This is a genomic window from Acinetobacter sp. UC24323, from assembly GCF_024151445.1.
Taxonomy (GTDB): domain Bacteria; phylum Pseudomonadota; class Gammaproteobacteria; order Pseudomonadales; family Moraxellaceae; genus Acinetobacter; species Acinetobacter baumannii.
Genome location: NZ_JAHIBY010000002.1, coordinates 388,998 through 403,694, shown reverse-complemented (window position 1 = coordinate 403,694; position 14,697 = coordinate 388,998). Strand labels below are relative to the sequence as shown.

At 39.0% G+C, this 14,697-nt stretch carries 12 protein-coding genes and 1 pseudogene; 9 read left to right on the top strand and 4 right to left on the bottom strand.

The window, feature by feature from the left end:
* Nucleotides 1-94: 94 nt before the first annotated feature.
* Nucleotides 95-886 (bottom strand): hypothetical protein, encoded by a 792-nt coding sequence (locus tag KNQ97_RS04575; RefSeq protein ID WP_000222202.1) that lies wholly within the window; start codon nucleotides 884-886, stop codon nucleotides 95-97.
* A 179-nt stretch (nucleotides 887-1,065) separates the two neighbouring features.
* Here KNQ97_RS04575 and uvrB point away from each other — a divergent pair, with 179 nt between their 5' ends.
* The 8 genes and pseudogenes from uvrB to proB all read left to right on the top strand — a co-directional run bounded on the left by uvrB (nucleotide 1,066) and on the right by proB (nucleotide 10,602).
* Nucleotides 1,066-3,087, top strand: coding sequence for an excinuclease ABC subunit UvrB (uvrB, locus tag KNQ97_RS04570; RefSeq protein ID WP_001004983.1), 2,022 nt, complete (start codon nucleotides 1,066-1,068; stop codon nucleotides 3,085-3,087).
* Between the two features lie 93 nt (nucleotides 3,088-3,180).
* Nucleotides 3,181-3,768, top strand: coding sequence for a lipocalin family protein (locus KNQ97_RS04565; RefSeq protein WP_000885644.1), 588 nt, complete (start codon nucleotides 3,181-3,183; stop codon nucleotides 3,766-3,768).
* Nucleotides 3,769-3,876: 108 nt separating this feature from the next.
* Nucleotides 3,877-4,824 (top strand): annotated as a pseudogene (rarD, locus tag KNQ97_RS04560) (EamA family transporter RarD).
* Between the two features lie 216 nt (nucleotides 4,825-5,040).
* On the top strand, nucleotides 5,041-6,498 hold the full coding sequence (locus tag KNQ97_RS04555; RefSeq protein ID WP_000031228.1) for a glyceraldehyde-3-phosphate dehydrogenase: 1,458 nt from the start codon (nucleotides 5,041-5,043) through the stop codon (nucleotides 6,496-6,498).
* Nucleotides 6,499-6,647: 149 nt separating this feature from the next.
* Entirely contained in the window at nucleotides 6,648-7,382 is a 735-nt protein-coding gene (locus KNQ97_RS04550) for a hypothetical protein (protein ID WP_031945601.1), read from the top strand.
* Nucleotides 7,383-7,393: 11 nt separating this feature from the next.
* The gene (locus KNQ97_RS04545) at nucleotides 7,394-8,068 is read left to right on the top strand and encodes a hypothetical protein (protein WP_000468065.1); all 675 of its coding nucleotides are present in this window, start codon (nucleotides 7,394-7,396) and stop codon (nucleotides 8,066-8,068) included.
* Nucleotides 8,069-8,232: 164 nt separating this feature from the next.
* Nucleotides 8,233-9,453: an Obg family GTPase CgtA gene (gene cgtA, locus KNQ97_RS04540; RefSeq protein WP_005128131.1), complete on the top strand. Its 1,221-nt coding sequence runs from the start codon at nucleotides 8,233-8,235 to the stop codon at nucleotides 9,451-9,453.
* A 15-nt stretch (nucleotides 9,454-9,468) separates the two neighbouring features.
* Entirely contained in the window at nucleotides 9,469-10,602 is a 1,134-nt protein-coding gene (proB, locus tag KNQ97_RS04535) for a glutamate 5-kinase (RefSeq protein WP_000573844.1), read from the top strand.
* Nucleotides 10,603-10,628: 26 nt separating this feature from the next.
* On the opposite strand, the gene KNQ97_RS04530 is transcribed toward proB, so the two are convergent.
* Both KNQ97_RS04530 and KNQ97_RS04525 read right to left on the bottom strand, forming a co-directional pair.
* On the bottom strand, nucleotides 10,629-11,285 hold the full coding sequence (locus KNQ97_RS04530) for an HAD-IB family hydrolase (protein WP_000271367.1): 657 nt from the start codon (nucleotides 11,283-11,285) through the stop codon (nucleotides 10,629-10,631).
* Entirely contained in the window at nucleotides 11,252-12,460 is a 1,209-nt protein-coding gene (locus tag KNQ97_RS04525; protein WP_001039856.1) for a DUF1615 domain-containing protein, read from the bottom strand. Before KNQ97_RS04525 ends, KNQ97_RS04530 begins: the two co-directional genes overlap by 34 nt.
* Before the next feature lie 83 nt (nucleotides 12,461-12,543).
* Here KNQ97_RS04525 and dusB point away from each other — a divergent pair, with 83 nt between their 5' ends.
* Nucleotides 12,544-13,569, top strand: a complete 1,026-nt coding sequence (gene dusB / locus KNQ97_RS04520; RefSeq protein WP_000275423.1) for a tRNA dihydrouridine synthase DusB — start codon at nucleotides 12,544-12,546, stop codon at nucleotides 13,567-13,569.
* Nucleotides 13,570-13,612: 43 nt separating this feature from the next.
* Here the strand turns inward: dusB and KNQ97_RS04515 are convergent, their stop codons facing one another.
* A complete protein-coding gene (locus KNQ97_RS04515; RefSeq protein WP_000055195.1) occupies nucleotides 13,613-14,659 on the bottom strand; it encodes a nitronate monooxygenase family protein in 1,047 nt (348 codons plus the stop codon).
* Nucleotides 14,660-14,697 lie beyond the last annotated feature (38 nt).

Below are 14,697 nucleotides of genomic sequence, written 5' to 3'. Positions count from 1 at the left end.
TTAGAATAATTAAAATAAAAATATTAAATATAAGTAAAATAAAATAATGAGAAAGCAGAATTTATCTGCTTCACTCATAAAATATCAAAGTAAATTAACGGTTAATAGGGTGGTCGATATTTTTCTCACCGCGCCATAATTTTATAAAATCTTGCTCATCAAAATCATAAAGTTCCATAAGCGCAACAATTACACTTACGAAAATCATTGCACCTTCTGAGTTACCATGAATATTAAAAATCTTACCATTGAGCTTACCTAAAATATCTCTCAATTCGTGGTCACGGCCTCTGCCATAGCGGTCACGAGGATACAATTCCTCATTAAGCACAATAAGCGCTATCGCTTTTTCAGCACGTGATAAATCCGTTTTATCTAAAGCATCTTCAAAAGATTCACTGCCGTGATTAAAGTAGAAAATAACTTCATCATTAATGAAACTTTGAACCATTTTTTGAGTGAGTGTTGGGAACTGTGAAACAGCATCTTCTTCCACATACGGTTTAAACGATTCAGGAAAAATCACATTGTGATGTATGCCTTTAAAAAGAGGAGCGATTTCGGAAACCTTATAACCTGCGATTCCACATCCTAAAGCTGTCACAAAGTATTTCATTTTAGGATGATTTTTTGCATAAACTTTAAAGTCTTCAACATAATGCTCGATTTGGGAGAGTGGCATTTGTTGGATATGTTCATTTAATGTTGGAATTGCAAAGCTCTGACCAGCCCAGCCACGTCCTACACCCTCTACAGCCCCAAAATGCTGACTGGCAACACGTGCGGCTCCACTACCATGTTGTCCAGCCATATTACTACCGAAGACAAACACGGTATCTTCAGGGAGTTCGGTTACAATACTTTCATCATGATATTGATAGGTCATGGTTATGCTTTTTATCTAATGGATAAGTCCATGTTGCAACCGTTTACAGCATTGGTCAAGTATCAAGATGCTTAATATTTTCGATATAGATTAATCTCACTATAGACTTTAAATTAGGGAAAAAATCCCCATTAATTTGCTAGACGATAAATTCAAATTTTTTATAAAGAGAGAGAACTGTGAACGAAAATCAACCTTTCGATTTGGTCACTCATTACCAGCCAGCGGGTGATCAGCCACAGGCAATTGAAAAGCTGGTGAATGGTATCGAAAAGGGTTTTCGTAATCAGTTACTGCTAGGTGTGACCGGTTCAGGTAAGACCTATACCATGGCAAATGTGATTGCCCAAACTCAGCGCCCAACGATTGTGATGGCGCATAATAAGACCTTGGCAGCCCAGCTCTATGGTGAGTTTAAAGCTTTCTTCCCAAACAATGCAGTTGAGTATTTCGTAAGTTATTACGACTACTATCAACCCGAGGCTTATGTTCCGTCATCAGATACATTTATTGAAAAAGACGCGGCAATTAATGACCATATTGATCAGATGCGATTATCGGCAACGCGTGCTTTGTTAGAACGTCGTGATGCAATTATTGTTGCTTCTGTTTCGGCCATTTATGGTTTGGGTGACCCAAATGCTTATATGCAAATGTTATTGCATGTGGTCCAAGGTGACCGAGTAAGTCGAGACGAAATTATTCGCCGTTTGGTTGAAATGCAATATACGCGTAATGAGCTTGAATTCTTACGTGGTACGTATCGTATCCGTGGTGAAATTATTGATATTTTCCCGGCAGAATCAGACCAACATGCGATTCGTATTGAACTCTTTGATGACGAAGTAGACTCAATTCGATGGTTTGATCCGCTTACCGGTAAAATGGTCCGCAAAGTACCACGTGTCACGATTTACCCGAAAAGCCATTATGTGACGCCAAAAGACAACCTAACACGTGCTATCGATACCATTAAGGATGAATTGCAAGACCAGCTTAAGTTCTTCCGTGAACATGACAAGTTACTCGAAGCGCAGCGTATCGAGCAACGTACGCGTTATGATTTGGAAATGATGCAGCAGTTAGGGTACACCAATGGTATCGAAAACTACTCACGTCATTTATCGGGACGACCGGCAGGTGAAGCACCACCGACTTTATTTGACTATGTACCTGAAGATGCCTTACTTATTATCGATGAGTCGCATGTAACGGTTCCTCAAATTGGCGCAATGTATAAAGGTGACCGTTCGCGTAAAGAAAACTTGGTGAATTACGGTTTCCGTTTACCAAGTGCGCTTGATAACCGTCCAATGAAATTTGAAGAGTGGGAGCGTATTGTTCCGACTACTATTTTTGTGAGTGCCACACCAGCTAGATATGAACTGGAAAAATCAGAACAAGTGGTTGAGCAGGTTGTTCGACCAACAGGCTTGATTGATCCTGAAATTGAAGTTCGTCCTGTACTTACCCAAGTCGATGATGTTTTGTCTGAGATTAACATTCGTAAAAACTTAAATGAGCGTGTATTGGTAACGACTTTAACCAAGCGTATGGCGGAAGATTTAACTTCTTATTTAAAAGAATATGGCGTTAAGGTTGCTTATCTGCACTCGGATATTGATACAGTTGAACGTGTCAAAATTATTCATGAATTACGTACAGGCGTATTTGATGTACTAGTGGGTATTAACTTGCTGCGAGAAGGCCTAGATATGCCGGAAGTTTCTTTAGTTGCTATTTTAGATGCAGATAAAGAAGGTTTCTTACGTTCTGAGCGTTCGCTTATTCAGACGATTGGTCGTGCTGCGCGAAATGTGAAAGGTAAAGCAATTTTATATGCTGATACAATCACTGATTCTATGCGAAAGGCAATTGATGAGACAGAGCGCCGACGTGCAAAACAAATCGAGTTTAATGAGCAGCATGGTATTACACCACGTAGTGCAGTTCGTCAGGCTGTGAAAGAAATTGATACGGGTGAAGTACTTTCTGATGATCAGATTGATGAGAAAGTACTAGAGCAGGCGCAAGCACTTAGCGCAGATGAACGACATATTCTTTCTGACCCTAAATTGTTTAGTAAGCACATTACTAAGCTAGAGAAAGAAATGTTAAAGGCGTCGAAGGATTTACAATTCGAGCAAGCGGCGCGTATTCGTGATGAAATTGTTCGTTTAAAAGCGCAAATGTTGCAATAAATGGATACATAACACTACATGATTTGTTTAAAAAACAAGCTACTGTAGATATTTAAGTTATTTTGTATTCACAACAAAGAGTTGAGGGCAACAATGGCATTTCGAAATAATGTTCCGCAAGCCAGTTGGCGCTTGGCAAAAATTGCATTGGGCGGTATTGTTCTGACTGGCTTAGCTGTCGGAACATATGCCTATGCCCAGCAGAAGCCTCTACCTACAGTCGATAAGGTTGAATTAGACCGTTATTTAGGTGTGTGGTATGAAGTCGCGCGTAAACCTGCTTTTTTCCAAAAAAAATGTGCTTACAATGTATCTGCAACCTATACCTTAAATGAAAATGGAAACATAGTTGTAGATAACCGCTGCTACGATAATCAAAAGCAATTACAGCAATCTATCGGTGAGGCTTTTGTAGTAAATCCGCCGTATAACACGAAATTAAAGGTAAGCTTTTTACCAGAAGCTGTAAGATGGATTCCGATAATTCGTGGAGACTACTGGATTTTAAAGCTCGATGAAGATTACCAAACGGTTTTGGTAGGCGAACCTTCCCGAAAATATCTTTGGGTTTTATCTAGAACGCCACATCCACACAAAGAAGTGGTTGATGAATATCTAAATTATGCAAAAACATTAGGATTTGATATTCGAGATATTATTCATACCGAGCATAAAGAATAAATATATACTGCTTAAGAAAAAACCATGTTTTCGCATGGTTTTTTCTTTTTTATAGTGGATAAATCAAGTATTGTATCGCTTTATTTTTCTTAAAGTATAAAGAGGTTAGTGATGTTAAAGGGCGTGATTTTGTCTGTCATGGCATCATTAACTTTTGGTGTTCTTTATTTTTATACTCAATTACTCGGCCAGCTTGATAGTGAACAGACTTTCGGATGGCGTATTATTGCGACTTTGCCATTTTTAACTTTATTTATGTGGTGGAGTGGTGATTTAAGCCATATTAAAAATATATATCAACGTATTTTAGCGAAACCTTCTTTACTTCTATTACTCATTACAACATCCGTTTTGACTTCGGTGCAGTTATGGCTGTTTTTATGGGGACCTATGCATGGACGTGGTTTGCAAGTTTCTTTGGGATATTTCCTGTTACCGCTTGTTTTGGTTTTAGCGGGTAGTGTCTTATATGGAGAGAAAATATCGAAATTTCAGTGAGTCGCTATTGTCCTTGCAATTATTGGCGTAGGGCATGAGATTTTTCGACTAGGAAGTATTGCTTGGGAAACTGCTTTAGTGGCTATAGGTTATTCCACTTATTTCTTGTTACGTAAGAAAATTAAAACGGATAATTTAGGGGGCTTTTGGTGGGACCTTCTGATTATTATGCCAGTTGCAATCTATCTGACACATACAGGGTTATTGCCATATAGTAAGTTCCTCGATCAGCCGACACTCGGGTTGGTTATTGCGGGTTTAGGTGTGCTTAGTGCTATAGGCTTGGGATGTTATATATTGGCAAGCCGTTATTTACCTTTGGTTGTGTTTGGTCTGCTTGGATATCTTGAACCGGTGTTACTTGCTTTAGCATCTTTAGTGCTAGGGGAAAGCATTGGTAAAGAAGAATGGTTTACTTATCTTCCAATTTGGTGTGCCGTTTTCGTATTGGTTTTAGAAGGGGCTTTTCATCTTTACCAACAGCAGCAAAAAGCCAAAAATTTGCAATTAAATATCGAAAAATATCAAAAAAGATTAAAAAATGATGCTCACGATTAGAGCATCAAAATCTAAAAAGTAAGAAAAAGCAAAAATTTAGCGGCTTTAAACAATAAGATAATAAAAAATAATTATAGGTATTTTATGAATTTATGATGAATTTTAGGAAAATCTAGCCACTAACGTCAGCTTTTGATTCATTCTTGCCAATAATTCCATTACAATTACGGGGTTTTAAAAATCACGCCTAGATATAATTAATTAGAGGACGTATCTGTGAGCAAAGACACTATCATCGCCCTGCACGCTGAACACCAAGGCCGTTGGAAAAACCGTGAAGAAATCGCGGAACGTATGATTGCATTAATCGGTCAATTATACCGTGAAAAAAATATTGTCGTATCTGTTTACGGTCGCTCTTTAATTAACCGTTCTGTTATCCAAATTTTGAAAACTCACCGTCGTACACGTGTTGTAGATGTTGAGCTTTCTGTAGTAAATACTTTCCCAATTTTAGAAGCTTTAGCAAAAGTTGAAAATATCGGTTCTGCAGAAGTTGATATCGGTAAACTTGCAGTTGAATATAAAGAAAAAGGCGGTGATGTTGACGCTTTTGTTGCTCAAGCTGTTGAGTCAATTAAAGGTAGCGCAACTTCTGAACAACCTAAAGATGTAGTTCTTTACGGTTTTGGTCGTATTGGCCGTATCTTGGCTCGTTTAATCATTAGCCAATCAGGTTTAGGTCGTGGTTTAAGCCTTAAAGCGATTGTTGTTCGTAAGTCTTCTGACGGTGACTTGGCTAAACGTGCTTCTTTACTTCGTCGTGACTCTATTCACGGTACTTTTGCAGGTACAATTTCTGTTGATGAAGAAAACGAAGCAATTATCGCTAACGGTAACTTCATCAAAGTGATCTATGCGTCTAGCCCAAGCGAAGTAGACTATACTCAATACGGTATTGAAAACGCGCTTTTAATCGACAACACTGGTAAATGGCGTGATGCTGAAGGCCTAAGTCAACACTTGAAATGCCCAGGTGTTGCACGTGTTGTATTAACTGCACCAAGTAAAGGCGAAATGAAAAACGTTGTATTTGGTGTAAACAACTCTGACATTTTAGATGAAGACAAAATCATCTCTGCTGCAAGTTGTACAACAAATGCGATCACTCCAATTCTTAAAGTATTGGATGACAAATATAAAGTTCTTAATGGTCACGTTGAGACAGTTCACTCATTTACAAATGACCAAAACTTGATCGATAACTACCACAAAGCTGATCGTCGTGGTCGTGCTGCTACATTGAACATGGTTATTACTGAAACTGGTGCTGCTAAAGCTGTTGCTAAAGCATTGCCTGCGTTAAAAGGTAAGTTAACTGGTAACTCTGTACGTGTTCCAACACCAAACGTATCTCTTGCGATTTTAAACTTAACGCTTGATAAAGAAGTTGATCGTGAAGAAGTGAACGAATACATTCGTCAAATTTCAATCAACTCTAACCTTCAAGGCCAAATCGGTTATACCAACTCTACAGAAGTGGTATCAAGCGACTTTATCGGTTCTCGTACTGCTGGTGTATATGATGCTCAAGCAACGATTACTTCTGGTAACCGCTTAACTGCATATGTTTGGTACGATAACGAAGTAGGTTATAGCTGCCAAGTATTACGTATTGCTGAGCAAATGTGTGGCGTAAGCTATAAAAAAATTCCTGCAGAAACTAACGCTTAATCTGTTTTAACGTTAGATAAAAGAATGTGACAAAAAGACCCAGTTTAGACTGGGTTTTTTTACAACCGTACAAAATATATGCTGATTATTTTTTAGAAATCAATGAGAATACGGTTTAAGGAACAAAAAGAAATAGTAAGGGATTGGAATTGCAGCAGTTTAAAAGATTATTGATCGTCTTCTTTTTTATTATCATCGCGAATATATGTGGTGTACTTATCGCCATTTGGGTGTTTAAACATTTTAATATTTATATTCCGTTGAAAAACCAAGCAGTAGCGATCGATTTACAAGAACCATTACAAGTACAGGTTAAAGTAAAAGATGCTTTAAATGTCGATGTAAAAGGGCGAGTGAATGCTAATATTCCTATTAATGAGAAGTTAAATATTCCTTTGACACAGACTTTAACACCACGTGTCTATTTCGATAATATGGTGCCGATTAGTACAGTTATTCCAGTTAAAGAAACTTTAAAAGTTGACCAAAGTTTGCCAATTGACACGAAAGTTCAGGTGAGAGTACTTGGTAAAGATATTACTTTGCCATTAAAAGGTAATATTCCTTTACAGTTGGATGTACCTATTGATATTCAAGTTCCACTTGATCAAAAAGTTCATTTGAAGTTTGATGCGCCGGTAAAAACGGTCTTAAAAGAAAATCTTCATATTCCATTAAATGCTCAATTAAAAACAAATATTCCCATTCAGGGAAGTTTGAATGTCCCTGTGAAAACAGCTTTAAATGCGTCGGTAGATGTAAAAAATACCTTGCCAGTTAAAATCGAGCATGGTGAGTTAAAAATACCACTATCGAGCATGAGCCTGAATCGCGTTAAATCTGGCGAAGATCACTCTTCACCTGTTCAGAACCAGTCAAAATAGGTGAATGGCTTATGTTTGGCTCATTAAAAAGTATATTAATCAGTTTCTTTCTGATTATGATACTCACGGCAATCTTATTTTGGTTTTATTTAAACATACAGGCTTCAGTTGTGGTTTCAGCACATGAGTCAGATATTCGATTACCAGAATCATTAGAAACTAAAATACATGTTGGTAATAATTTGCAGGTCCAATCGATAGGTAAATTAGACACCTCTATTGATATTGACCGTCAGATTTCAGTTCCATTAAAAGGAAGATACTTGGCTGATTTAGAGTTTGAAGTCGAGACTCCAATTACAGTAAGTGTTGATTATGCGACAACATTAAAAGTCGATCAGGTGATGCCTTTAGAAACAACCACTGATTTAATTTACAAAAATAAGTTATTACCAAGGTTTCCATTAAAATTAAATATCCCGATTAAACTTGATATTCCATTTCAGTTAAAACGTAGTTATACCATTCCGGTTAAAATTGCTTTTAATGGTCCGGTTTATTTTGAGTTTGATGAATCTATAAATTTGCCAATTAAACATCAGTTTAACCCAAGTTTGAACGTTAACGATGCAATGGAAATGGGGAATATCTCAAGCTTTAATGCCATTATGTATAACTCTGTTCAGCACACTAAAGCTAATTTGGACATGAAGATGGATTTACCTTTACGTAATGTTCATCCTTAAGTAATTAATCAATAAAAATAGACCATGGCTTGCTGTAGGTTTATATCCTGATAAAAAGAAATAAAATAAGCAGCAGGAAAGTAGAATTCTCTCGATTTTCTATTCGAGAATTTTCTGAAAATATGGCAGAATAGGCGGTTTTAGAGTTTTTAGAGGATTGGCAAATGCGCTTTGTTGATGAAGCAGTCATTACCGTAGAGGCTGGCGACGGTGGCAATGGCGTAGCCAGTTTTCGCCGTGAAAAATTTGTACCATTTGGTGGCCCAGATGGTGGTGATGGCGGACGTGGTGGAAGTATCTATATTCAAGCAGATGATGATACAAGTACCCTAGTCGATTACCGTTACACCCGTAAATTCCGCGCTGAGCGTGGTAAAAACGGTGCAGGTGCTAACTGTACCGGACGTGGTGGTGAAGATGTGGTTTTAAAAGTACCCGTTGGTACAACAATTGTTGATACAGATTCAGGCGATATTATTGGCGATCTGGTAGAAGACGGCCAAAGAGTCATGGTTGCAAGCGGTGGTGAAGGTGGTTTAGGAAATACTCACTTTAAATCATCAACCAACCGTGCTCCACGTAAATGTACGACAGGTACAAAAGGTGAGTTCCGTGAAATTCGCCTTGAGTTGAAAGTATTGGCAGATGTTGGCTTATTAGGTATGCCAAATGCTGGTAAATCAACATTTATTCGTGCAGTAAGTGCCGCGAAACCAAAAGTAGCAGATTATCCATTTACCACTATGGTTCCTAACCTAGGTGTAGTAGATGCTGACCGTCACCGCTCGTTTGTGATGGCAGATATTCCGGGACTTATTGAGGGTGCAGCAGAAGGTGCAGGTTTAGGTATTCGTTTCCTTAAGCATTTAGCACGTACACGTATTCTTTTGCACATTATTGATGTACAACCAATTGATGGTTCAGACCCGGCCCATAATGCTAAAGCAATTATGAATGAACTTGCCAAGTTTTCTCCTACTTTGGCGAAGTTACCAATTGTATTAGTACTCAATAAACTTGATCAGATTGCTGAAGAAAGCCGTGAAGAATGGTGTCAGCATATTCTAGATGAGTTGCAATGGACAGGTCCTGTCTTTAAGACCTCGGGTTTACTCGAAGAAGGAACCAAAGAAGTTGTTTATTACCTCATGGATCAGATTGAACAACAACGTGAACGTGAAGTTGAAGATCCTGAGTACGCAGCAGAAGTAAGAGCATTCCGTGAACAGCTTGAAGCTGAAACACGTGAACAGACCATTGCAGCGAAGGAAGCATATCGTGCTATGCGTAAGGCACAACGCCTTGAAAGCATGATGGACGATGACGATGACTTCGATGACGATGAAGACGATGGTGATGTAGAAAGCATCTACATTCGTGACTAAAAAACCGAGGAAAACATGATAGAAGTGGTCGATGGGCAACGTAAGCTCAGTGAGTGTAAACGAATCGTTGTTAAAATCGGATCATCTTTACTCACGGCAAATGGGCAGGGTCTAGATCTGGACGCTATTTCGCATTGGGCGAAACAGATTGCAGATTTACACAATGCTGGACACGAAATTATTTTAGTGTCTTCAGGAGCTGTGGCAGAAGGTATGGTTCGTATGAAGCTTGCGAGTCGACCCACCGATCTACCCAGTCTTCAAGCATGCGCCGCAATTGGGCAGATGGGCCTAATTCATACTTGGTCTAGTGTGCTTGAAAATCATAGTATCCGAACTGCTCAGGTGTTGTTAACACATGATGATTTGGCAGACCGCCGTCGTTACTTAAATTCATGTGATGCATTGCAGAACTTGATTGATTGGCGTGTTATTCCGGTCATTAATGAAAACGATACAGTATCTACCGATGAGATACGTTTTGGTGATAACGATACATTAGCAGCTATGGTTGCTGGTCAAGTACATGCTGATTTATTAATTATTTTAACAGATCAGCAAGGTATGTTTGATTCAGACCCACGTCATAATCCTGATGCAAAATTGTTATCAACTGTGCGTGCCATGGATGATGTTTTATTTGAAATGGCTGGTGGTGGCGGTGTGCTTGGACGAGGTGGCATGGTCACTAAAGTTCGTGCTGCACGTTTAGCTGCCAAGTCAGGTTGCCCGACATTGATTGCTAGTGGTGAAAGCGACAATGTGTTGTCACGAGTGATGGCTGGTGAGATGCTGGGTACGTTGTTTACGACTGATAAAGACCGTATGACAGCGCATCAGCAATGGCTTGCTGCACATTTACAAACAGCGGGTCGTCTTGTAATTGATGATGGCGCAGTTGAAGCGATTAAATTGAAACATCGCAGTTTATTGCCTGTTGGGGTAAAAACTGTTGAAGGACATTTTGATCGTGGTGATGTGGTTGAATGTGTCGATAAACAAGGTAAACGTGTTGCGGTTGGGCGAGTGAATTTTAGCTCTCGTTCTGCTGAAATTATTAAAGGTCTTTCTTCAGACAAAGTTTACCAAGTACTTGGTGAAGCCCGTTCATTAGAAATGATTCATCGCGATCATATGGCAATTTACTAAGTTGTTCTAAATTAAAAAAGCTCGCATCATGCGAGCTTTTTTTGTGGGGTTAATGAGGGCAAGATTCGATCTTCACCGACCATAAAAGGATGTGTAGCAAGACTAAGCATGTCTAAATCTTCTGAGCTATTTCCATACGCATAGATTCGCTGATAATGCTTTAGAGAATATTGCTCATGTATTCTTAACTTCTTTTGCTCACTACTACAATCCGGAGTTGAGTAGTAACCTGTCATCATGCCATTTTTAACTTGAGTTTCAGTACAAATTAATTCGATACCTAGTAATTTGCAAAGTGGAGCAAGATAGATATCAATGGAAGCAGAAACTAATACCACCTGATCACCTAATAGCTGGTGTTGCTGTAATTGTGCAAAAATTTCAGGTGAAAGTGCAGAGACGAGTTCTTGTGCGTATTCTTCGCCTAGTCTTTGCAATTCAATTGCAGGAGTATCTCTGAACATGCTACGAAATAGCTTAGCACGCATCGCATGGGCTGGATAAAAGTTAAGATAATAGGCTTGAATCCATGGCAGGATTTTCAAGCCTTGCTTCACAATATGGCGTTTAGACAACGCATAAAAGATGAACCCTGTAAAACTGTCTTTACTGCACAAGGTTCCATCAAAATCGAACAGGGCGAGATTTTTTATAGTCTTATTCGTTTCGCTCGTTGCATACATGTTTCATATCGTCCGTTTACGCGGGTTGCATACCAGTTAGTATTATAGTCACGACTTAGTTTAGGCCCAGAAATCACCACTTGCGGCATAATTGCATAGAGCGGATCTTTGCCAGTTTTTGATTTATAAAGTTTAGTCAGCGCAATATAAGTTTGAGTACTCTCAAACTTTTTTTCTTTTTCTAATTTTAGATCATCACGAATCTGTCTTGGTGTAACTAAAACATTATTACTAGCAAATACGGTAATTAGTTCTTTTTCTGACTCGCTTTGAGTTGCGCGTGGATCACCATCTTTTGTGTAAAGGAGTAAATCGCCATCAAGACTTATATCCTTGTCGGTGAGTTCTTTTAGCATTTTTTGAAAAGCTGCATTACGACTAGAGTACATACCAGAGTTGTAATCTGCAAAACGATAAATGGCTTTATCATAATCTGCCGGATAAACCATTAAACGGTGAATTCCATAATAAAGGCCGCCATACTCGGTATATAAGTCATCACGTAGTGCAGCAGTATTCATACTCGAGCGTTTGTTTGCTTTAGCATAGTTAATATGAACTTGCATTGAACCCAGTGTAGTGATCGGATTCATTTTTTCGCCAATATCTTGTCCAACTAATTTAGCTGCGCCAGTCAAAGCACTTACATGATAGTGTTTGGCCATAAAGTCGAAAATTTCTCGGTAAAGTAAATCAAGGTCTTTCTCGGTTTTAACTTTACGCATCTGACTCATATAGTTATTGTCAGGAGAGGGTTGGGTTCTTAGTACTTCTTCAAAGTAACCTGCAATTGTTCCACCAATAGTTTTGCCAAGCTTATCTTCAAATTTTTCATTTAAACGTGTACTGACTTCCTCAACCGCTTTTTGTCCTAATCCTGGCACTTGAGGATTGGCAACAAAATTGGATTCCTGATCAACGACCGCCACAATACTACAGACATTTTGTTTGGTTTTAGGAATGTCTAAGTCTTTCATAATGTCATCAATATCTTTAGCCCATGACTCACGGTCATGCACACGAGATGGGATGAGACGTTTGATTTGCTGGCTTTCTAATTCAGGCTCATCATTATTTGACCACCAGGCTTTATCTCCACAAGCAGCTAAACTCATGCATACGGCAACCATACCGAATGATTTAAATAAAAAACGGGAAGACAACGGTTTGTTCATGGAGAGGAGGACACCTGCATAAAAAGATGAGCTGATCAAGCGGATGAAGTATACTATGCCGATCATCAATTGTATGAATATATATGTATATTGGTCCCTATCAACTGTCAAATAATTTAATTGTTGCCCCTATGGCCGGTGTAACTGACCGTCCATTTAGAACGCTGTGCAAGTATTTTGGTGCGGGTCATGCAGTCAGTGAAATGATGACTGCTGATAAGACTTTACGTATGACTAAAAAAAGTCTTTATCGTGCTAATTTTGATGGAGAGTTAGCTCCAATTTCTGCACAGATTGCTGGTTCTGATCCAGAACAGTTGGCTGAAGCGGCTCGTTACCAAGTCGCAAATGGCGCGCAAATTGTTGATATCAATATGGGATGTCCTGCAAAGAAAGTATGTAATAAATTAGCGGGTTCAGCATTATTACAAGATGAAGATTTGGTAGCTCGAATATTAGATGCAGTCGTTGCAGCAGTTGATGTTCCGGTAACTTTAAAAACCCGTTTGGGATTTTTAAATGGCCAAGAGAATATTCTACGGGTGGCTAAGCGTGCCGAAGAGGCAGGCATCGCTGCATTAGCATTACACGGCCGTACGCGTGAAGATATGTATCTAAATACCGCTCGTTATGAATTGATTAAGCATGTTAAAGAATTAATTCATATTCCTGTGATTGCTAATGGTGATATTGATAGTCCTGAGAAAGCAAAATATGTGCTGGACTATACTGGGGCGGATGCAATTATGATTGGGCGGGCTGCACAAGGTCGACCGTGGATTTTTCGTGAAATTGCCCATTACTTAAAAACTGGTGAACACCTTGCTGCTCCGAATATTGAAGAAGTTAAAGAAGTGCTTTTAGGGCATTTGTCTGAGTTATATCAGTTTTATGGTGAATACTCCGGTTGTCGTATTGCCCGTAAGCATATTGCTTGGTACACCAAAGGTTTACGCTCAAGTAATGAGTTTCGACAAAACATGTATAAAGTTGAAACGACTGCTGAACAAGCTTTAGTTGTTGAGAGCTATTTTAATCAATTGCTTGCTGAAGGTAATTTGATGAGCGATGTTCAGGTTGAACAGGTTAATTTATTAGATACTCACTAAAATAAAGCAACCAGTACAGAGACTGGTTGCTTGGAATTTTTATCTATTCACTGTCTAGCATTTCAACGACCAGTTGATTAACCAGATCAGGTGCTTCAAGTTCACGTATTTGTGCAACGTTACTTCCTGCCCAAAAAGCACCAAAACCGTAATCTTGGTGTTTGCTTGCAAGAGCATTTAGTTGCTTTGCTAAATCATAGGTATAAGGATATTCGGGTTGTACAGGGCGAGTAGGTGAATCAATTTTTGTATGCCAATGGTTGAGTATCCCCCGAGCAGGGCGTCCAGAAAGACTAGCACTAATCTGTGTTACAGGTTTACTAAATAGGGCTTTGCGATATTCGGCAGAAGCATTTGAAGTTTGGCATTGAACAAATGCTGTCCCTAATTGGACTGCGGCTGCGCCTAAGCCCAACATATGTTTGGCTTGTAAGCCAGTCATTATGCCACCTGCGGCTACAACCGGAAGTGTACAGTGCTGCACAATCAGTTGAACCAAGTCACTAGTTTTAATTGCCCCATCAAAAGTTTGGTTGAAAATTCCTCTATGCCCACCTGCCTCAATCCCTTGGGCAATAATAATATCGATGCCCGCTGCCTCAATAGCTTGAGCTTCGATCAAATTAGTTGCCGAAACCATAGTCAAAATACCAGCCTCTTTTAAAGCTTTAATTTGATGCGGATGCGGAATACCAAAGTGAAAACTTACTGCTTTTGGCTTAGTTTCTAAAACAACATTTAAAAAATCATCATTGTCTAAAAAACTTGGATAGATACAGTGTAATTCTTGGGGCGGTTGAGCACCGAATTTTTCAAAATGAGGACGTAGGTACTCAAGCCATTGTTTTGCTTTTTCTACATTAAGCTCAGTCGATTGATGACAGAAAAAATTAACTTGAAATGGGTTTTCCGTGAGCGCTTGAGTTTTTAAAATTTGTTCACGTGCACTTTGCGGTGTGTTTGCTCCTAAGCCTAATGATCCAAGGCCTCCTTGATTTGAAACCTCGGCTGCTAATTCAGGAGTAGAGACGCCCGCCATTGGAGCCAGAAAAATTGGATGTTTGATTGCAAGTTGTTGTAATAGGCTCATTTTATTCACCTCAATTCTTTCTCTTCACCATAACGTGA

What these genes read in the sequence shown, in the direction of transcription:
- KNQ97_RS04575 (WP_000222202.1), bottom strand. Translation starts at nt 886, where the DNA reads ATGACCTATCAATATCATGATGAAAGTATTGTAACCGAACTCCCTGAA.
- KNQ97_RS04515 (WP_000055195.1), bottom strand. Translation starts at nt 14,659, where the DNA reads ATGAGCCTATTACAACAACTTGCAATCAAACATCCAATTTTTCTGGCT.
- KNQ97_RS04530 (WP_000271367.1), bottom strand. Translation starts at nt 11,285, where the DNA reads ATGTATGCAACGAGCGAAACGAATAAGACTATAAAAAATCTCGCCCTG.
- KNQ97_RS04525 (WP_001039856.1), bottom strand. Translation starts at nt 12,460, where the DNA reads ATGAACAAACCGTTGTCTTCCCGTTTTTTATTTAAATCATTCGGTATG.
- proB (WP_000573844.1), top strand. Translation starts at nt 9,469, where the DNA reads ATGATAGAAGTGGTCGATGGGCAACGTAAGCTCAGTGAGTGTAAACGA.
- KNQ97_RS04545 (WP_000468065.1), top strand. Translation starts at nt 7,394, where the DNA reads ATGTTTGGCTCATTAAAAAGTATATTAATCAGTTTCTTTCTGATTATG.
- dusB (WP_000275423.1), top strand. Translation starts at nt 12,544, where the DNA reads ATGTATATTGGTCCCTATCAACTGTCAAATAATTTAATTGTTGCCCCT.
- cgtA (WP_005128131.1), top strand. Translation starts at nt 8,233, where the DNA reads ATGCGCTTTGTTGATGAAGCAGTCATTACCGTAGAGGCTGGCGACGGT.
- KNQ97_RS04565 (WP_000885644.1), top strand. Translation starts at nt 3,181, where the DNA reads ATGGCATTTCGAAATAATGTTCCGCAAGCCAGTTGGCGCTTGGCAAAA.